The sequence below is a fragment of the Hymenobacter sp. BT188 genome, assembly GCF_014333585.1.
GTDB lineage: Bacteria > Bacteroidota > Bacteroidia > Cytophagales > Hymenobacteraceae > Hymenobacter.
This window is the reverse complement of sequence record NZ_JACSCW010000002.1, coordinates 206,989-226,153: the sequence shown is the minus strand read 5'-3', so window position 1 is coordinate 226,153 and position 19,165 is coordinate 206,989. Positions and strand designations below refer to the sequence as shown.

The 19,165-nt window shown below is 55.0% G+C and carries 13 protein-coding genes, 2 tRNA genes and 1 pseudogene; 6 read left to right on the top strand and 10 right to left on the bottom strand.

Annotation, left to right across the window (positions count from 1 at the left end; translation table 11 throughout):
* Positions 1-89: 89 nt before the first annotated feature.
* The 5 genes and pseudogenes from H8B13_RS05040 to mutS form a co-directional block, all read right to left on the bottom strand.
* Positions 90-4,109, bottom strand: a complete 4,020-nt coding sequence (locus H8B13_RS05040) for a PAS domain-containing protein (protein ID WP_187309753.1) — start codon at positions 4,107-4,109, stop codon at positions 90-92.
* Positions 4,110-4,255: 146 nt separating this feature from the next.
* Positions 4,256-4,338: transfer RNA gene (locus H8B13_RS05035), tRNA-Leu, on the bottom strand.
* Between the two features lie 45 nt (positions 4,339-4,383).
* Positions 4,384-4,629 (bottom strand): annotated as a pseudogene (locus H8B13_RS21665) (HNH endonuclease signature motif containing protein); the annotation flags it as partial.
* Positions 4,630-4,958: 329 nt separating this feature from the next.
* Positions 4,959-5,034: transfer RNA gene (locus H8B13_RS05025), tRNA-Gly, on the bottom strand.
* Between the two features lie 183 nt (positions 5,035-5,217).
* Positions 5,218-7,929 (bottom strand): DNA mismatch repair protein MutS, encoded by a 2,712-nt coding sequence (gene mutS, locus H8B13_RS05020; protein WP_187310290.1) that lies wholly within the window; start codon positions 7,927-7,929, stop codon positions 5,218-5,220.
* A gap of 147 nt (positions 7,930-8,076) precedes the next feature.
* Here mutS and H8B13_RS05015 point away from each other — a divergent pair, with 147 nt between their 5' ends.
* Positions 8,077-8,613 carry an RNA methyltransferase gene (locus H8B13_RS05015; RefSeq protein ID WP_187309752.1) on the top strand — a complete coding sequence of 179 codons (537 nt, stop codon included), beginning with the start codon at positions 8,077-8,079 and terminating at the stop codon, positions 8,611-8,613.
* Positions 8,614-8,828: 215 nt separating this feature from the next.
* Here H8B13_RS05015 and H8B13_RS21495 read toward each other — a convergent pair whose 3' ends face one another.
* The gene (locus tag H8B13_RS21495; protein WP_187309751.1) at positions 8,829-11,399 is read right to left on the bottom strand and encodes a T9SS type A sorting domain-containing protein; all 2,571 of its coding nucleotides are present in this window, start codon (positions 11,397-11,399) and stop codon (positions 8,829-8,831) included.
* A 185-nt stretch (positions 11,400-11,584) separates the two neighbouring features.
* Between H8B13_RS21495 and H8B13_RS05005 the strand changes: the two genes are divergently transcribed.
* From H8B13_RS05005 to H8B13_RS04995, 3 genes are all read left to right on the top strand, one after another.
* Positions 11,585-12,022, top strand: a complete 438-nt coding sequence (locus tag H8B13_RS05005) for a DUF6438 domain-containing protein (protein WP_187309750.1) — start codon at positions 11,585-11,587, stop codon at positions 12,020-12,022.
* Positions 12,023-12,088: 66 nt separating this feature from the next.
* Positions 12,089-12,547 carry a hypothetical protein gene (locus H8B13_RS05000; RefSeq protein ID WP_187309749.1) on the top strand — a complete coding sequence of 153 codons (459 nt, stop codon included), beginning with the start codon at positions 12,089-12,091 and terminating at the stop codon, positions 12,545-12,547.
* On the top strand, positions 12,544-13,362 hold the full coding sequence (locus H8B13_RS04995) for a J domain-containing protein (RefSeq protein ID WP_187309748.1): 819 nt from the start codon (positions 12,544-12,546) through the stop codon (positions 13,360-13,362). The genes H8B13_RS05000 and H8B13_RS04995 overlap by 4 nt, the downstream gene beginning before the upstream one ends.
* Positions 13,363-13,442: 80 nt before the next feature.
* Here H8B13_RS04995 and H8B13_RS04990 read toward each other — a convergent pair whose 3' ends face one another.
* Both H8B13_RS04990 and H8B13_RS04985 read right to left on the bottom strand, forming a co-directional pair.
* Positions 13,443-14,207 (bottom strand): TerC family protein, encoded by a 765-nt coding sequence (locus H8B13_RS04990; RefSeq protein WP_187309747.1) that lies wholly within the window; start codon positions 14,205-14,207, stop codon positions 13,443-13,445.
* 114 nt (positions 14,208-14,321) lie between these two features.
* Complete coding sequence (locus H8B13_RS04985) at positions 14,322-14,813, bottom strand: YajQ family cyclic di-GMP-binding protein (protein ID WP_187309746.1); 492 nt, start codon at positions 14,811-14,813, stop codon at positions 14,322-14,324.
* Positions 14,814-15,063: 250 nt separating this feature from the next.
* On the opposite strand from H8B13_RS04985, the gene H8B13_RS04980 reads away from it, so the two are divergent.
* Positions 15,064-15,507, top strand: coding sequence for a GNAT family N-acetyltransferase (locus H8B13_RS04980; protein WP_187309745.1), 444 nt, complete (start codon positions 15,064-15,066; stop codon positions 15,505-15,507).
* A 117-nt stretch (positions 15,508-15,624) separates the two neighbouring features.
* Positions 15,625-16,092 carry a PaaI family thioesterase gene (locus tag H8B13_RS04975; RefSeq protein WP_187309744.1) on the top strand — a complete coding sequence of 156 codons (468 nt, stop codon included), beginning with the start codon at positions 15,625-15,627 and terminating at the stop codon, positions 16,090-16,092.
* Between the two features lie 356 nt (positions 16,093-16,448).
* Here H8B13_RS04975 and H8B13_RS04970 read toward each other — a convergent pair whose 3' ends face one another.
* Both H8B13_RS04970 and H8B13_RS04965 read right to left on the bottom strand, forming a co-directional pair.
* On the bottom strand, positions 16,449-17,444 hold the full coding sequence (locus H8B13_RS04970; RefSeq protein ID WP_315985106.1) for an NYN domain-containing protein: 996 nt from the start codon (positions 17,442-17,444) through the stop codon (positions 16,449-16,451).
* 538 nt (positions 17,445-17,982) lie between these two features.
* Entirely contained in the window at positions 17,983-18,723 is a 741-nt protein-coding gene (locus tag H8B13_RS04965) for a metal-dependent hydrolase (protein ID WP_187309742.1), read from the bottom strand.
* Positions 18,724-19,165: the final 442 nt, after the last annotated feature.

Genomic DNA, 19,165 nt, shown 5'->3' with positions numbered 1-19,165 from the left:
CCGACGCATGTTGCGGCCGGAAGCGGATTAAAACTCCGGTTTTGCTGCCTTAGTCTGTTTATGACCATATTTTCTCTCAGGCTCCTTGCCTATTTAGCGCTGCGCAACTGTTGTTGGGGGCTGAAATATACCCGAAAGGTAGTGCCCTCGCCCACTGCGCTTTCTACTTCCACATGGCCGCCGGCCTGCTGAATAATCCGGTTGACGAGGTGCAAACCCATGCCGGAGCCCGCTACGTGGTCGTGGAAGCGGCGGAACATTTGAAACAACTCCGCGCCGTGGCGCGCCATATCAATTCCCAATCCGTTGTCGGTCACGGTGAGTACGGGTACGCCGTCGACCAGATCCGTGCGCACCCGGATATAAGGTGGCCGGCCGGGCATGGCATACTTTAAGGCATTGCTAAGCAAGTTATACAGCACACTCTGCAAGTTGCTGCGCACAAACCACAGCGTGGGCACGGCAGTGGTATCCACCTCAAATTTGCCCCCCACCTCGTCTACCTGCTCCTGCATACTTCGAATAACCGATTGCGCGAGCAACTTAACATCTACTGGCTCGGCGGGAACCTGCTCGTGGCGGCGCTGCACCTGCACCAGATCGGCCAGGTCCTGAATGGTGCCATAAATGCGTTGCAGGGCTTCCTCAAACATGGCAATCAGCTCGGCCGTGTCGGGGTCGTTGAAATGCGTGGTGCGGATCAGCTCCTCAAAAATGCCCGCCATATTGTAAATGGGCTGCCGGAGGTCGTGCGAAGCGGTATATACGAAGTTATCCAAGTCCTGATTGATACGAATCAGCTGGGCATTTTGCATTTGCAGGTGCTGTTGGGCGTGCTTCACATCGTCGATATCCGTGCACGAGCCAAACCACTTTATTATTTCGCCTGCCGTGTTGCGCAAAGGCTCGGCCCGCCCCAAAAACCAGCGGTAGCCCCCCAGTCGCGATACAAATCGGTACTCAATCTCATATTTGCCCCCCGTGCGGGCCGCTTCCTCCCAAGCTGCCCGGGAGCGTTGCTGGTCATCGGGGTGAATCAGATTCAGCCACGCCACCGCGCCCAGGCTCTCACTCGGATGAAAGCCCGTGGCATCCCATAACTGCTGATTGAAGTAGTCTACCTCTCCGTCGGCTGCCGCCGTCCACACAATCTGGGGGATACTCTCGGCCAGAAAGCGGAACTGCTCGTCGCGGCCCCGTAGCTCGGCTTGCAGCGCCGTGGTTTGTTGGCGGGCGCGTACCTGCTCCGTTACATCAATTCCAAAACCCAGAATTCCTTGGGTCTGACCTTTCGCATCATAAAGCGGTTGGTACACAAAATCCAGGTAGAACTCCCGCGTGCCGCCAGTCTCAGGATCGAGTATATTAACAGGAGTTTCGCGCCCTACGTAGGGCTTTTTAGATGTATATACCTCATCCAGCAGCGACACGAAGCCTTGCTCCACCAACTCCGGCAGCAAGTCGGCTACTCGCCGGCCAAGTTTTATGCGCCCTCCCATGAGGGAATTATAGCCAGGGTTGACGAAGGCATAGCGGTGTTCGGGGCCCGTTACGGTAGCAATGTAAGCCGGCACCTCACTCAGAATCTGCTGTAGCTGTTGGTCCTTTAGTACCAACTGTTCCTGCAGGTCGCGGAGTTCGTGAATATCCGTACTCGAGCCAAACCAGCGTCGTGGCTGCCCCGTGGTCACGTCCAGGTCGGGCACACCTTGCCCCAGATGCCAGCGGTATTGTCCATCATGCCGAAGCAGGCGAAACTCGCAACGCCAGGGTCGTAGGCTATTGGTAGCATCCCTTACCTGTTTTTGCAGCGTGGCCAGGTCGTTGGGGTGAACTGTATCGGTCCAGGTATCCTGAAAACCTAAGTCAGAAGCTCTGCCCGTATATTGGTGCCACTGCGGACTTATGTAGCTTAATCGGCCGTCGGTTTCGGTCACGAAAGTGATAAGCGGCAAGCTCTCGGCCATCATCCGCAACTCCCGGTCACGCCGACCCATTTTGGCTTGCAGCACCTGGTTTTGCCGGCGCGCTTTTACTTGGTCGGTTACGTCGTAGGCAAATATGGCAACGCCTACCGTAATCCCATTTTCCTGTAAAGCCTGATACGTAAAGTTGAAATACCGGTATTTGGAGCCCTTGGCAGATCTGCTGTTTATCCGAAGTGGCAGTTCATTTCCAAAGAAGGTTTCGCCTGTGCGGTACACCCGATCAAGCAATTCTACGAAACCCTGTTCCACTGTTTCAGGCAGCGCCTCCGACATCGGTTGGCCCATCAGTTCCCGTTCGGGAAATAGCGCCTGATACCGCGGATTCAGGTAGTCGAAACGGTGCTCAGGGCCGCGCAGAATGGCTATGCTGGCTGGTGTTTGCTGAAAAAGCCGATAAAATGTTTCGCGCTGTTGAGCTAGCTGTAAGGAGCCCGCCTGCACTTCCTCCATCAAAGCCTGCGTCCGTTGGCGAGCGAGTACTTGCTCCGTTACTTCCACGATAAAGGCCAGCACTCCCTGAATTTGCCCCCCAGCATCACGTAAAGCTTGGTAGGTGATGTCAATGTAAATGGGATGTCGCGTTCCACTCACCGGGTCTAATAGTTCAAGGTAGCTTTGGAAATTAGCGACTGACTCACCCGTTTGGTAAACGCTATCGAGTTTGTCGATAATGCCTTGCTCTACCAGTTCCGGCAGGCATTCAGCCACTGGCTTTCCCACCTGGGCCCTGTAGCCCACCAATAGGTCGTACCCAGGATTGGTGAACGCATAGCGATGATCAGGGCCTTCCAGCGTGGCAATCAGGGCCGGGCTTTGGCGCAGAATCTGGTGGAGCTGTTCGTCTTTCGCGGCCAGTTGTTGTTGAAAGCGTTTCTGCTCATCAATGTCAGTATTGGTTCCTACCCAGCGTAGGATGCTGCCAGTGGCAGCCCGAATAGCTTCGCCGCGGGCTAGAAACCAGCGGTAGCTGCCTTGCTGATCGCGCCAGCGGTGCTCGGTTTCAAACACTGTTCCTTGGCTTATAGCCGTCTGCCAGCGCTGTACGGTGGTCGCAAGGTCGTCGGGGTGGAGAAATCTTTCCCAGCCCCATTCCTGCATCTCCTCAAAATTGCTCCCTGTATAGTCGTACCAACGTTTGTTGTAATACGTTACGCCCCCGTCAGGCCGCGCGACCCACGCCATTTGAGGCAGGGCTTCCATTACTTGCTGAAACTGCTGGTCCTGCAAGCGTACTTCTTCTATCAGCTCAGCGGCGCGTTGTTTGGCTCGTACCCGCTCGGTTACGTCTACTCCGAATACCAGCACTCCCTGCGTTTGCCCCTGCTCATCGGTCAGGGGTCGTAGCACGCCATCAAAATACAGGGTTTCGCCGGGGGAATTGATTGCCGTGGCAGGCTGCTTGGTAGGCATTTCGCTCAGCTCAAACGGTACTCCCGTCTGATATACCTGGTCTACTAAACGGATGTAGCCCGTATCGACCAGCGAAGGACGGGCGATGGCAGCGGGCACACCAAGCGCTGCTGCTTCGCCCAACAATTGCTGGGCTTGCTCATTGATGAAGCCATACACATGGTCAGGCCCCAACAGAGTTGCTATCTGGGCCGGCACCTGCCTTAGAATTTGCCGGAACTGCTGGTCGGACGCTATTGTCTGCTGACGAGGCGGGTCCGTTGGCGCTTCATCCGTGTCGGCAGCTTTCCACTGTACCGTCTGACCCGTAGCAACGAACGAAGCAGGCACGGGCATGGCCTCCACACTGTACAACACGTAACGAATTTTGCCCCCCGCACCCAGCACCGGCCACGCCCGGCTGTGCCAACTGCTCTTTACACTTGTCGAATCGACAGTATCCGTGGCAACCGGATTCGAAGCCAGCGTCTGCTCATGCGCCGTAGAATGCTCCAACACATGGCGTAATGACGCATATAGACTTCGCCGGGCCCCACCTTCCTCGGGCAAAGCTTCTTCTAACGGTTTGCCCAGCAACTGCTCCTTTGCTCTTCCAGTTGCTACCTCCAGTCCAGCCGAAACCGCTACAATAACTAACTCAGGACTACAAGCCAGATAACTACCTGGCAGAGTTTCGAATAAGGATTGATAGTCAACTGAATCTGGGGTCATACAAGCAGAGCAACAGCCTTTAGGCACAAGTAGGTCCCCCGGCAATAATCATACAAAGGAAGGTACAATGCCGGGCGCAATTGAACCCGCAGATTCTAATATAAAGCAAAAAAGCCCCCTGCGCAGTTGGCAGAAGGCTTTTAAAGTACCAGAGACGGGAATCGAACCCGTACGCCTATTCGGCAAGGGATTTTAAGTCCCTCGTGTCTACCAGTTCCACCACTCCGGCTTTTGCGTGGTTCTTGCCCCGATAGCTAGATGTCTGTGCGTGACAATTAGGGCAAAGTAACTGCAAATTTTCTATTCTATGATCATTATTTACGCCATTAATGTGATGTAGCTCCAACGGAATAGGTTTACCACGCCACATTTTCAAGTCGCAAACTTCACACTGCGCTGCCTTATACCCTTCCTTTATCAACCGATTCCGCAAGCCGTGGGTAAACGAGTAAGCCGAGTCTTTGACCAGGATATCAGCAAGTTGAAACGTCTTTCCAAAGCTGCGATACCGTTCTCCCACATTCCAACCTTTACCCGTAAAGTGGCTTGTGTCAAGGTTCAATTTGGTGATACGTGTTTGCACCGTCTTATAATTGCCCCCCGCCGGCACTAGCCCTAATCGCACAATTACCTGTGCAATCAATAAGCTCTGGGCTACAGCTTTCCTAAACCCCTCGTCCGATATTTTTCTTCTCACGCAAAAACTATCTACACAAAGATAGCAACATCCTCAGAAAGGTAGACACCAATCTAACGAGCCAAATAAATCTCTACCTTTTCATAAATAAGTGTACTGAACAGACTAAAAAGAAAAAGGACGCTGCTGAATAGCAACGTCCTTTTTTCATCTGGAGCGGGAGACGAGGTTCGAACTCGCGACCTCGACCTTGGCAAGGTCGCGCTCTACCAACTGAGCTACTCTCGCTTGAGGTACGCCGCCTAAGCAGCGAATGGTGCGACAAAAGTACAATGTATTTCGCTTTTGTCAAGAGGTGAAGCCACATTTTTCTTGATTTACTTCGCAAAAAGTTGCTTCGCCCTCATTCTCAGGCACTTTTTTTACTACCTAGTTCTGCTCATTGGCTTGCGCACCTTCAAATGCCTTTCCTTATTTGCCCCCCAGCGCCAGCTTCAACTCGTTTAGCTTCAGTAGCGCTTCGATGGGCGTTAGTGTGTTCACATCAAGTTGTTGAATAAGGTCGCGCACACGTTCCAAAGCTGGGTCGGCGGGCTCGAACATACTCAGCTGCAGGCTCGGACGCGGGGCTGTAGCTACGGCCGCCACCGGCTGGGCCCGCGGACCGCGCTGGGGGGCTTTTTCAGGCGCGTGGCCATTTAAGGGCAGTACTTTGCCGCCTTGCTCATCGGGTTCTAGGCCTGCCAGCAACTCATCGAACTCGGTGGGCGCGTCGGCCTCGGCGTCACCGGCATGGGCCCGCTCCTGCTCCAAATGGTGCATAATTTCGTTGGCCCGCAGCACCACCGAAGTGGGCATACCCGCCATTCGCGCCACATGAATACCGAAGCTGTGCTCCGAACCGCCCGCCACCAGCTTGCGCATAAACAGAATGCGCCCGTCGGCTTCCTTCACGGCCACGTTGTAGTTGCGTACGCGGGGGCAGTCGTCGGCCAGTTGGTTTAGCTCGTGGTAGTGAGTGGCAAACAGCGTTTTGGCCCGCGCTTTCGGGCTGTTATGCAAATGTTCCACAATGGCCCAGGCAATGCTGATACCATCATAAGTGCTGGTACCACGGCCGATTTCGTCCATGAGCACAAGGCTGCGGTCGGAGAGGTTGTTTAGGATGCTGGCCGTTTCGGTCATCTCCACCATGAAGGTACTTTCGCCCTTACTGAGGTTGTCGGAGGCACCTACGCGGGTGAATATCTTGTCGATAACGCCGATAGTAGCCGCATCAGCAGGTACAAAGGAGCCGATTTGAGCCAGCAGCACAATAAGAGCCGTCTGGCGCAGCAAGGCTGACTTGCCCGCCATGTTGGGACCCGTGATGACCACAATCTGCTGGTCATCTTGGTCCAGGCAGATATCGTTCGGAATGTAGGCTTCGCCGGGGGGCAATTGTCGCTCAATAACGGGGTGGCGACCCTGACGAATGTCGAGCAGGCCGCCGTCATTCACCGTTGGCTTTACATAGTTGTACTGGCGCGCCGTAGCCGCAAACGAGGCCAGACAGTCGAGAACACCAATAGCGCGGGCGTTCTGCTGAATCTGCGGCACGTAATCGGCGGCAGCTTGCACGAGCTCGTTGTAGATATTCTGCTCAATCACGAATAAGCGGTCCTCGGCGTGCAGAATTTTCTCCTCGTAAGTCTTTAGCTCCTCCGTAATGTAGCGCTCAGCGTTTACCAGCGTTTGCTTACGAATCCAGGTGGTTGGCACCTTGTTCTTGTGAGCATTATACACTTCCAGATAGTAGCCAAATACCTTATTATAAGCTACTTTCAGCGACGAGATACCCGTATTCTGCTGCTCACGCTGCTGCAATTGCAGCAAATAGTCCTTGCCCGAAAAAGCAATACTGCGCAACTCATCCAGTTCCTTATCAATGCCGTCATTCAGCACGCCTCCCTGGTTGGTGAGCACGGGCGCATCAGGGCGGATTTTGGTAATAATGTCCGTTCGCAGCGTGTCGCAGGCGTTGAGCTGATCGGCCAGCTTCTGCAAGGCGCGGATGCCCGAGCCCGCCAGTACAGTCCGAATAGGGCCGATAGCCTCTAGGGCCCGACTCAGCTGCAAGAGTTCCCGCGGGTTGATGCGGCGCACGGCAACCTTCGAAATCAGGCGCTCCAAATCGTTTATCTGGCGCAGATGCTGGGTTATTTCTCCCAACAGATCAGTGTTCGCCAACAAAGCTTCCACCGTATCTAGGCGTCGCTGAATCTGGGCAGCTTCCTTTAGCGGCAGCACCACCCATTTGCGCAGCAGACGGGCGCCCATCGGCGTCACCGTTTGATCTAGAATATCAATCAGCGGTACGCCCCCTAAGTGCTGAGGCTGCACGAGCTCCAGGTTGCGCACGGTGAAGCGGTCCAGCCACACGTATTTGTCCTCTTCCAGACGCCCAATGCCCGCAATGTGGCCCACATTGGTGTGCTTGGTTTCCGCCAGATAATGCAGAATGCAGCCCGCCGCCGTGATACCCTCGCGCAGGCCATCGATGCCATAGCCTTTAAGGGAAGTGGTTTTAAAATGGCGCGTGAGCGTATCGTGGGCGTAGTCGAAGCCAAATACCCACTCATCGAGAGCGTAGTGGCAGAAGTCGGGACCAAAGTGCTGCTCAAACTCTTGGCGGCTCTTTTTGCAGAAAAGCACCTCGGCGGGGCCAAAGTTCTGAAGCAACTTACCCAAATACGGTACGTCGCCCTGCGCCACCAGAAACTCGCCGGTGCTGATATCAAGGAAGGAAATACCAGCTTCCTGTTTGCCAAAATGCACCGCGCAGAGGTAGTTATTGGACTTCCGCTCCAGCACATTATCGTTGAATGACACGCCGGGTGTAACCAATTCGGTCACACCGCGCTTCACCAGGCCCTTGGCTTGCTTAGGGTCTTCGAGCTGGTCGCAGATGGCCACACGCTGCCCGGCACGCACTAGTTTGGGCAGATACGTATCGAGGGAATGGTGAGGAAAACCGGCCAGAGCCACTTCTGAGGAAGTGCCGGCGCCGCGCTTGGTGAGCACAATGTCCACGATGCGGCTCGTAGTCACGGCATCCTCGCCGAAAGTTTCGTAAAAATCGCCCACCCGAAACAGGAGCAACGCACCGGGGTACTGCTGCTTTAGCTGGTAGTACTGACGCATGAGGGGCGTCGTTTCGAGGGTAGGCGCCACGGCGGCGTAAGCTTCGGAGCGCGGACCTGGGCCTTTTTTGACTTTTGTTTTCAACTGTTTCTGTGCTTTTGGGCCACTCTTGGCCAGCGCGCCGGAACGCGTTCCTACCTTTGCGTTATGCGCAAACTTTCGATGGAAGAGCTGAACCGACTGACGGTGGCAGACTTCAAAAATACGCAAAAAATCCCCCTTACCCTCGTGCTCGATAACGTGCGCAGCCTGCATAATGTGGGCGCCGCCTTCCGAACCGCCGATGCGTTTGCGGTAGAGAAAATCTGGCTCTGCGGCATCACGGGGCGCCCACCCCACCGCGAGATTACCAAGACGGCCCTGGGTAGCACGGAGTCGGTAGCGTGGGAATTTGCCCCCCAGACTACCGATGTAGTGCGTCAGCTGCAAGCTACCGGCTACGTTGTAATTGCTGTGGAGCAAACAGATAGTAGCCAGTCACTCAGCGCTTTCCAACCTGACCCGACGAAACCTTACGCGCTGGTAATGGGGAATGAGGTTTTCGGAGTAGAGGATGAAGTATTAGCTCTCTGCGACGCGGCCGTGGAAATCCCGCAGTTCGGCACCAAGCACTCGCTGAACGTGTCGGTAGCGGCGGGCGTGGTACTTTGGGATTTCATGCGGAAGATGGGTTTTGGAAACTAGCCAGATTACTTGTAATCAATCCTTTGTTGACAGACTCGGTTCGAATAAATTAAAACCAAGCCCGTCCATCATGCAGAGCGGCGCGAAGCATGACGGACGGGCTTGGCTAATAGCTAGCACCTAGCTGGGGGGCTTTTTTCACTTTCCCATGCGCAACTTCACAAAAAAAGCGGCAGCCCCGATGTGGAGCTGCCGCTTTGTCAGTTGGCAAATAGCTATTTCGCAATCAGCACTTTGCGTACGGCGGCGTCGCCTTCTACGCCTACACTTACCATATACATGCCAGCAGAAAGGGCACTCAGGTTAAGAGCTTGCTTAAGCTCGGTTTGCGCACCGGCCAGAGACTGACGCAGCACTACCTGCCCCAGATTATTGCGTACGATGATCTGCAAACCGATGGTGGGCTTCGCAAAGCGGGCCTGCACCGTGAATCTGCCTTCACTTGGGTTAGGGTACACGTTCAGGCCGCCGGTCTTTTTCAGTTCGGAAGCTAAGCTGGTGACGGTGTTATCCTGAATACGTAGGTTGTCGATGGCCCAGCCCCAGCCGTGAGCCGCTGGATCGGCAAAAAGGCGGAAGCGCAGACGTACTACGTCGCCAGCGAGGAAGTAGCCGTTGTCGCGCAGGTTCATAGCGCGCGGCAAAAAGAGCGCCTGCGTACCTACAGCCGTAGAGTTCTGGTCTGAATTGATGGCGCTATTGTACGCGGCCAGCCACTCCTCTTTATCACGGGAGTCGTAGCCATCAGCCACCGGATTCCAGGTCTGACCCCCATCCTTGCTACCTTCTACTACTACATAGTCGAAGAAATCGGCGCTGGGGAAGGGAGCGCCATCGGAGCCCGGCTCTACCAGAACCACTTCGTCGAAGGTAAGGGTTGACTTCGCCGGATCAGCCTCGACAATAATCGGGGTCAGCAGCTGATATATCAGCGTATTATCAGCATCAGGGTAGGGATGAGCAGAGTGAATAGCCAGATCACTAAAACCTTCTGGCTGCGCGATGGAGAAGCCATTACCCACGAAATCGGGGGGCGTGGCTGCCGTTATGGCGTTGAAATTATTGACGTAGGAAGCCTGGGGGGCTTTTATACTCACCACCGGCACCCGGTATACATCACTGGCGGGGCTCACCGTTTGGTTGGCATTGGAAGAAGCATCGCGGGCGATAAGGCGGTAGGCGATTATGTCGCCCGCCACAATAGGTGCGCTCGCCGTGCTGGCGATGGAGCCTCTATACGTAATGTTATCGGCCTGACGCGTCAGGTTGAAGGTGGGCCGCGAAATGCCGTTCACACTGTATGCTACCGACACAGAAGCCACTCCAATATTGTCGTTGGCCTGGGCTGTCAGGACTAAAGGCAGGTTGCTAGCAAAGATGAATGAGGCCGGCTGATGAACCAGCACCGGCGGCACAACGTCGGGGCCAACGAAGAATTGGTAGCGCGGCTGCGTGTTAGTGGCTTCTGTAGATAACAGTACGCCAGGAGCCGTGTACGTGCGAGCCGTCTCGACATCAGCGGCCGAAATGTAATAGCTCACCCGCCGGCCTAAGCCGGGATTAGGAATGGTGGCCGTATACTGCGTAGAGCCGCTGGCGGCCGTCATTGGGAGCACAGTGTCGGTGGCATCTGGCACGTCGGTACCATTGTCTACGCGGTAGTACAGGCGCACGGAGCCCGGCACAATGGTGCCGTCACTGACCACATTGGCCCGCACCACAAAGTCCTGGGCAGTTTCGGTATCTCGTAAGGAAGGATTATGACGAATAGCGGTATTGAACCAGCCCATCTCGTCAAACATTTTGAGCGTGATTGGGCCAGGGTTCTGAATAGCCTCGGCTCTACCAATCTGGGGCGTCATCAAAGAGTTCGGGTCGCCGGCACGGTAAGAAGCCTCATCTAAATGCGAAATGCTGGAGCCGCCATCAAACTTAGCGGGGGCGTACAAACGGGCGCGCAGCCCGTTCGTGACAGCGTTAACCAATGGACTGCCGAAGTACAGATCATTGCTGGTGAACTGATCGGCGAGGGCCAGGGAAGGGCTGGGGAACCGGCTGTTGCCGGCCAGCCGCTGACCCGGACCATTCTCGATGTAGGTAGAGAAAATCCACGGGAAGCCGGAGCTGTTCAGGCTTGCTACGGGGCCCGTTACGGGAGGCGGATCGGTGTAGCTGGAAGCTGCCACGAAGCCCAGACCGTGGCCCAGCTCGTGTAGTACCACCGATACCAGGTCAAATTTGCCAGCGGGCGCAAGACCATCAAGGCCCAGGTACCAATCGAAGTTGCTGCTGAACTCGGCGCTGATGTCAGCATTTGTGCCATTCAGCTCCTGACCGACAATTTTCTCGGCTAAAGCTACCGGATACCAGATGTTGCTCTTGGGAGCGCCCGGCAGGTTCCGATAGATTTGGGTAGCACCGGCGGCACCCAGCACGCCTTCGTCCAAGGCTTCCCAACGGGCTTCTACCCGAATAACAACCGGCGAAAAGAGCAATGATTGCCAGATATCGACTGCCTTCTGGAAGGCCGCGCGTGCATCGGCTGGGAAGCCAATGTAGGTAACCTCAATGCGGGCTCGGTCGGCAGTGGGGCGGCCGGCAGTTCGGTTCAGAAACTGAGCCGGAGGCGCCACATAAGTGTTCATGTCCTCGTGCCGAGCGTAGCAAATAACGGGCTTCGCGGGCCGCGATTCCAGCACCAGTTCGGCCTGTGATACCAGCTGTTGCGCGCGCGCGGAACCCAGCGCCCCGCATGCTATTAAAGAGAATAAGAGTAGTTTTTTCACAAAAGCACGGAAGGCGCATTCGCCCAATAAAGCTGTAGATCCTTAAATTTAGAGTATCGCGCTCATTTTTCCGAAAAAATATCCCTTCTTACTGTTCCGCTCCTATTTAGTATCGGCATTTAGGCCGGATTTGGGTTCTTTTTATGACAAAGCTATTTTGCGTTAGGGCTTTACCCGGCCTGCTTTTGCTACTGACTATTACCTGGCTAGCCGCTTGCCGGCCGGTGCAGACGGCCACCGAAAAACTCATGCAGCTGGAGCGCACTGCCTGTATGGGCCCCTGCCCCGTCGATGAGATTACAGTGTACACCGATGGCCGTATGGAGTACAAAGGCGGCGAAAATGCCCCCCGCCAGGGCGCGTATGTAGGGCGCTTGACGGCAGCCGAGCGAAAGCAACTCATAGCCAAGTTCGACGCGGCTAATTTTTTCGCTTTTCAGGGCAGCTACACGTCTACCAAGCTCGACTATCCCACCAAGTACCTCACCTATTGGAAGGCGGGCAAGAGCAAGCGCATCCGGGATTACGACGGCGCCCCGGCGGCGTTGAAAGCGTTGGAGGCAGAGTTAATCAAACTAATAAAAGCTGACCGTTGGCAGCAAAGCGTTATTCCGGCCAGATAGCGCCGGCCTAGTTACCTTTTACCACCCATATCATCCCATTTAAGCCGCTGGGGGGCTTTTTTAACCATGAGTCAGACTTCTGCCGCCTTTACTCCCGCCGATCGCGACGCGGCTATTCTCACCTCGCGCCCGTTGGTTGAAACGGCCTTTTTGCCCCCCACCGCCGATGGCCCCACCGTTGGCGACTTTCTGCACCGCACGCTGCGGCCGGTGCTGAAGCTGCAAAATGAGCTGCTGCTCGTGCTGGTTGCCGATTTTATTCAGGAGCACCATATTCCGTTTCTTACCTCGTCGGCGGTGGAGCAGCAGCGGGTGGTGGCGGAGTTGCTCACGCGCAACGTGAAGCTGCGCTACCTGCTGGTGGGCACGGTAGTGGGCTTGTTTACGCAGAGTGAGTTAGCTTTTTACCGCCCAAACCGTGCGGAACTGAACCGGCGCCTGCTGGAGCTGGCTATTCGGCGGGTGCAGGACCATGTGGCTACCTTGGCTGTCCTACTTGCTGAAGGAACTGCAACTGGGGAATGAGCACACACTATGAGGCGCTGGAGGTGCCGGAACAAGCGTCGGCGGCCGATATCCGGCGGGCATACCGGCGCCTGGTGCTTCTCACCCACCCCGACCGCACCCAGGACCCGGCCGCACATGAGCGTTATCTGGCCGTAAACCGCGCTTACGAAATACTGAGTTTGCCCGACAAGCGCAAGGCATACGATGCGCGCTTGTCGGCGTTGCGCAATCCGCGCCCGCCGGTGGCGCCTCGGCCTGCTGCGCCCCGACACCCCGATCCTGCCTACCGCGGGCCGTGGCCCCCACCCGTGATGCCGCGGCGGCCCAAAGGCGACCCGTATGCCGCCCAATACGCCCGCTACACGCCGGTGGCCCGGCTTATCTGCCGCATTCTGATTGGGTTTGGCCTGCTGCTGGCAATCGATTCGCAATGGACTTTTACCCTTGTTCAGGAGCCGGTAGTGTCGCAAACCCGTTATTTTGTATATGGTCGCCGGGGCTCGATTGTTGATAGCTATTACCAAATAGAAACGCCCCAAACCTCCTTCCAGAGCCAAGTTCCTTATACGGAAGGCCAGTTGCTGAACCTCACAAGAACTGCCATTTTTCAGCAGGTTATGACGCATCGCCCGGCGCTGGCTCCGCGGGCGGATACTGTTGATAACTGGGAGAGAACCATCTATGGCCTGCCGCAATTGGTGTTCATTTTCCTTATGTGGATAGCAGCTCTAGTAGGCGTCTGGCCCGGTCTGGTACGCCGCCGGACCGTCGATGCAGCCATAACAGCTTGTCTGTTTGCCCTCATCAACCTCTATCTCCTCCTGCGCATCTAGGCTATTGCTTCTACACAAACGGGGGCTGCATTCGCGTTTTACCGTGAATGCAGCCCCCGTTTGTGTACGAGTGGGTTGCTCTAATCGAAGCGCGAATCGCGCAGCTCCACTGGTGGCACCTTCTTGCGCAGACGCAAATTCAGCAGCTCCACGCCCAGAGAGAAGAACATGGCAAAGTAGACGTAGCCCTTCGGAATTTCCTGGTGGAAGGCCTCCATCACCAGCATGACGCCGATCATGATCAGGAAGGACAGGGCCAGCATTTTCACCGTTGGGTTCTGGTTTACGAAGTCGCCGATTAGCTTGGCGAAAACCAGCATGATACCCATAGCGATGATAACTGCCAGAATCATGACCAGTACATTATCCACCAAGCCTACGGCCGTCAGAATCGAGTCGAAGGAGAATACGATGTCGATGAGAATGATCTGAATGATGACGCGGGCAAAGCTGCTGTAGTTACCCGTTTCGTGGCTTTCTTCCTCGCCCTGAAGCTTGGTATGAATCTCGGTGGTACTCTTGGCCAGCAGAAAAAGCCCCCCGGCAAACAGAATCAGGTCGCGGCCCGACACGCCGAAGTTCGGCTCTGCGAAAGGCAGATTGAGGACAAACAACGGCTCTTTCAGGCTGACAATCCAGGTGATACTCAGCAGCAAACCGATACGAAACAACAGCGCCAGCAGTAGGCCGATGGTGCGCCCGCGCCCGTGCTGATCCTTGGGCAACCGATTGACAATGATGGAGATGAAGATGATATTGTCGATACCCAACACCACCTCCATGAAGGTAAGCGTTAGCAGGCTGATCCAGGTATTAGGATCGGAGAAAACAGAAATGTCGAACATTCAAACGCAGGTTTGCAGAGTAAACGGAGAGCGAGGATTCAAAGAAACAAAGAATGGTGCAGATGCCGCTGCCAGTTACGCCAGCAGCATCTGCACCATTTTTGAAAGCTGTGTTTAGCTTTTCATATTCACGAATTGCAAGGGAATACCCAGGTCGGCGCCGCGCAACATGGCCATCACCTGCTGAAGCTCGTCGATTTTCTTGGAGGCCACGCGCACCTGCTCATCCTGGGTTTGCACGTCTACTTTCAGCTTGCTGTCTTTGATAAGCTTGCCAATTTTGCGGCTCGTGTCTTTATCGATGCCGGCCCGCACTTTCACCGTTTTCTTCACCAGTGCCCCGGAGGCTTGCTCCTCTTCCGAGAAGTCGAGGCAGGTGCCGTCGAGGCCCTGCTTCACGATGCGCGTCAGCAGAATATCCTCCAGTGACTTCACGCGCATGGAGTTCTCAGAGCTGAGCTGAATGGTATTGGCTTTTTTGTCCAGCTCGATGCCGCCCTTGGTGTCGCGCAGGTCGTAGCGAGTCTGAAGTTCTTTTTTGGCCGTATTCACCGCATTTTCGAGCGTCTGCGGATCTACTTTGCTAACAATATCGAAAGAAGGCATTGGTAGGGTTTGAGGAGTGGAGTAATCAGTACGTCAGTCTAGCGGTTTGGGTGACGCAGGTGCCAAAGGTAGGCGTTTGCCAACGTTCGTGCACGGTTGTGATTCAGGCCGGCCGCTCAAATTTGCCCCCAGCTAAGCGCGGGTTTCCGTTATCTTGCCAAGCTGCTCTGCCCTCTTCTTCCAAACGATAGCTGGGGGGTAAATTTAAGCTTCCAACGCATCCGCACGCCGTCCTTCGCAATTTCCACCGATGATTATTCGCCAGCCCACCACCGCCGCCGACTTTGACGCTTACTATGCCTTGCGCTACCAGGTGCTGCGCCAGCCCTGGCAGCAGCCCCCCGGCTCGGAGCGCGCCGCCGACGATGAGGCGCCCACCACCCATCACGCCATGGCCGTAACAGATGATGGTGCAATAATCGGGGTGGCTCGCGTGCAGCCGTCCGGGCCGGGCCAAGTGCAGGTACGGGCCGTAGCCGTGCACCCCGACTGGCACGGCCGCGGCATTGGGCAACAACTGATGAACTATCTGGAAGAATACGCAGCCGCGCAAGGCTTTACAGAATGCATTCTCGACTCCCGCGAGTCGGCTGTGGCGTTTTATCAGAAGCTAGGCTATAAAATCGTGGCACCTTCGCATACGCTGTTTGGCGTAATCCCACATTTTCGGATGCGCAAGTTGCTTGCTGCATAGGCATTTGCTCTCGCACAACATGCTTTGCTTACAATACCTACGTCTTCGGAAATTGCTGGAGGGTGACAATTGTTATGGGGGGGCTTTTTCCGAAGGACCCGTATCTTTTCAGCTACTATGGAACCTACTCAGAACGTTGCCACGCTAATAGCGCTGTACAACCAGATCAACAACTACGGCCGCACCAATGGCATGGAGCTCAACCTGACCAAGCCCGGCGAAGTGGTATACACAATGAAGGTGCGCGAAGATCATCTGTCCTCGCCTGGCACCTGCCACGGCGGCGTGCTGGCCGGCTTAATGGATGCGGCGCTGGGCGCAGCCGCACTCAGCCTGGCCTTTACCGCCAGCGAACTGGTCTCGACGGTTGAGTTTAAGATTAACTACCTCCTTCCCGTTCGTCTGCACGACCACTTGCTGGCCCGCGGCCATGTAGAGCACTCCGGCAAAACCCTCATTGTAGCCAGCGCCGATATCTATTGTGCCACCCGCGAAATAGTAGTGGCCCGCGGCCTCGGCACCTTCAACCGCTACCCCGCCGACAAGCGCGACTTCCACGAGCTGCTGTTTCCGAAAGAAGAGTAATGGGAATTACTGCCTCGACTGTTCTAGAACTCATTAGTCTCTAACTCGACAGTCATCTTGCCCGTCATGCAGAGCGGAGCGAAGCATCTCGCTCGCGGTAGTAAGATTAGTAATCATACATCAGCACGCGAGATGCTTCGCTCCGCTCTGCATGACGGGCATATAGGTATTACAGGTCGAGCGGCAGTAATAATCGGGTTGAATTTCAACCTTTATAAATAAAAAAGCCCCCATAGCTACGTGGCGGGTTTTTTTATCAAAGAAATTCGGCCCTCAGTCTCTTGTAACAAGAGACTGAGGGCCGAAAGTGGATGGTCGCCGAACCGCTGAGTGGGATTAGAGCGGAATAAATTGGTTTATAGGTGCTCCGAGCTGTTGGCCGACTCGTGCTCTTCGGTTTCGGTATCGTCGTCGTACTCGTCGCCTTCTTGTGGCGGCTGCACTTTACGCACGTTGCGGGCGCAGTCCTCGTCGCGGTGGTTGCGGCCAACGGTAAACTCAACCCAGTCACCCTCGTGCAGGTCGTTGAAGTCGCCTTCCGACATGTCCGCGTAGCTGAAGAAGAGGTTGTTGGGGGGCATTACCACGAAGCCAAACCCGTTTTTGAGGTTTTTGATGGTGCTCATACCCACCGTGCCTACCGGACCAGCGGCCGTAGGGCCGGTTGGGCGGGCAGGCTTTACCGTTGGGAATGGCGCAGGCTCAGGCTGAGTCACGAACAGATTTTCGATCAGCTCGTCGTTGCTGGCGAGACCGGCGTCAATCACATCGTGCATGGAAATGGGGTACGTGGCGTGCTCCAATAGCTGCTGAGAAGCGCGCGTTACGCGGTTCTCGCCTTTGAAGTCCACATATTTGAAATCCCAGTTTAGCAGCATCACGCGGGTGCCGATGGTGTTGAGCTTTTTGATTAGTGGCGCGTAGTCGCTGTCGCCGGCGATGAGCACAATTACATCGAAGCTTTTATGCAGGGCCAGTTCCAGTGCTTCCAGAGCCAACCATACATCAATGCCTTTTTCCTGCAAACGACCGTCGCGGGTTTTCAGCGGCATATAGTGCGTAGTCACGCCTAGGTGCATCAGAATATCGTCGAGCAGGCGGTCGTGGAAGAGGCGATCTTTATCGCGGGCTTCGGTAGCACTCAGGCGACCCCGGAAAAAGTGGGAGTCGGTCACCTGGCTCAGGCGAACGTCTACGTCTTCTTCTTCGGCTACTTGGTGGCGGATATATTCGTGTAGACCTTCTAGACTGATACGAGCTTTACGCTCATGCTGGAAGTAGTAGTAATCGCTGATTTTCAGGAAATAATTGCCGTCGTAAAAGACGCCTATCCGAATCAGAGGGCTATTCATCTGGTTCATACTAAATAAATTTTTGTGCGCAAGTGAGGTGTGAAATAGGAGCGGGTAAGTAAGTTCGGCAGGGTAATTAAGAGGTAAAGAATGGCCCGGCCAAAGATACAAAGCACGCTGCTTGCACTACCTAGAATAGTTAAAGCAATACTTGAGTACCGCGTCGCTGGGTGAGCCAATCGCCCGGGATAACTACTGGGGGCGATGCTAGTAAAACAGCTCGAAAAAAGAGTAGGTTATAAAACTGATTGTTGAAAGCCGCTAAGCGCTGCAGGAATTGCAGTATAACTAACTGATTTAATATAAATGTAATATTAAAAAAAATATATTTAATACTACGTATTTTACACCAGATTATTTACTGCTTAGCCTCTTTCAGTAAGCGAAACTAACTGCATCATTTTTAGAATACAAACTTCTATCAGTACATCTTTCTGTGCAATGATCTTTTTTTAGTCCATACGCGATATACGTAGCACCTTCTGCGGCTATCCCTGAGGACTTATAGTGCCTTTTATACAGGGGCCTTCATAAATTACTAAAACTGCAAACGCCCAATCACCAACCCCAGAACCAGCAAGCCGTAGCCAGCGCAAATAGCGACTTCCAACACATTGCCCGTCGCTGAGCCAGTAGAGATAAGCGGCAGTTTTAGGCTCGTTTCGGAGAAGGGCAAAAACCACCGTACCCCCTGTTTGGTAAGCGAGTCGGCCAGAAGGTGCGAGAGGTAGCCGGCTCCGGCAAAGTGAGCCACGCCGTGCCAGCCCAAGGCTTGATTAGCCAAGTAGCCGATGTAAGTCCAGAGGATGGTGGCCCAAATGGTATGCGTCCAGGAGCGGTGGCTGGTAAAGGGCGCTACGGCCACGAAGATGCCGAGCAAGCTCACCCACAGAAACTCAAAATACAAGCCGGCCAATACGGTGAGCACGCCAGTAAACAGCAGCGCCAGTTTCCGCACTGAGCCTCCTTGCATAGCCAAGCCCAGTAAGCCAAATGCCAGAGCGGCCGTGAAGCCCATGCGCCGGTCGGGGCCCAAGGGGAGCAGGAAGTGGGTGTAAGCGGCTAAGCCAGCACCAGCAGCGGCGAAGGCCCAGCGCACGTAATTGTGAGAGAAACCAAGCCGTTTGCTCAGGCGGCTTTCGGGGTGGTCGAGGTCGGGGGCTAGGGAGGAGAAGCCGGCCAGGGCAATACCAGCGGGTGAAAAGGGAATACCGGGCACCAGGCCGGCAATGGCCACGCCCGTAATCAGGCCGATGGCCAGGTGAGAAGAACCGCGCACTTTATAAATTTTAGCAAAACAGGAAGGCGAAGATACCGGCGCGGACGGCAGCTTGAGTCTGGGGGGCTTTTTTAGGAGGCTTTTTTTAATACAATGTCTTCCAGCACCCGCAGGCGCTTGTCGAAGTCAACGAACTCCGTGACTTTCTGCTCGACATTGGCTAAGCGTTTATCTATTGATTTAACCGTGTCACGGGTGTCGATCAGATGCTCGGTGAGTGCCGATGAACTTGCTCATGGTATCTACTACCCGGTCATTGCCTTCCCGTATCTCCTGCCGCATTTCACCCAGCAAATGGGACATCGATTATAGGTCGTTGTTTATAGCGTCGTCCATGTGCAAGTGCTGAGCATATAGCGGTTTCACGGTCCATGTAGAGACGCGACACTTCGCGTCTCCTCGTTGCTGAGGTTGTTAGGGCTGCGCAGCTCCGGTCGTTCTG

Bases quoted from the DNA above. Each gene is read 5' to 3' on its own strand.
- H8B13_RS04995 (WP_187309748.1), top strand. From the start codon at position 12,544: ATGAGCACACACTATGAGGCGCTGGAGGTGCCGGAACAAGCGTCGGCG.
- H8B13_RS05015 (WP_187309752.1), top strand. From the start codon at position 8,077: ATGCGCAAACTTTCGATGGAAGAGCTGAACCGACTGACGGTGGCAGAC.
- H8B13_RS04985 (WP_187309746.1), bottom strand. From the start codon at position 14,813: ATGCCTTCTTTCGATATTGTTAGCAAAGTAGATCCGCAGACGCTCGAA.
- H8B13_RS04970 (WP_315985106.1), bottom strand. From the start codon at position 17,444: ATGAATAGCCCTCTGATTCGGATAGGCGTCTTTTACGACGGCAATTAT.
- H8B13_RS05040 (WP_187309753.1), bottom strand. From the start codon at position 4,109: ATGACCCCAGATTCAGTTGACTATCAATCCTTATTCGAAACTCTGCCA.
- H8B13_RS05000 (WP_187309749.1), top strand. From the start codon at position 12,089: ATGAGTCAGACTTCTGCCGCCTTTACTCCCGCCGATCGCGACGCGGCT.
- mutS (WP_187310290.1), bottom strand. From the start codon at position 7,929: ATGCGTCAGTACTACCAGCTAAAGCAGCAGTACCCCGGTGCGTTGCTC.
- H8B13_RS04980 (WP_187309745.1), top strand. From the start codon at position 15,064: ATGATTATTCGCCAGCCCACCACCGCCGCCGACTTTGACGCTTACTAT.
- H8B13_RS04975 (WP_187309744.1), top strand. From the start codon at position 15,625: ATGGAACCTACTCAGAACGTTGCCACGCTAATAGCGCTGTACAACCAG.
- H8B13_RS04990 (WP_187309747.1), bottom strand. From the start codon at position 14,207: ATGTTCGACATTTCTGTTTTCTCCGATCCTAATACCTGGATCAGCCTG.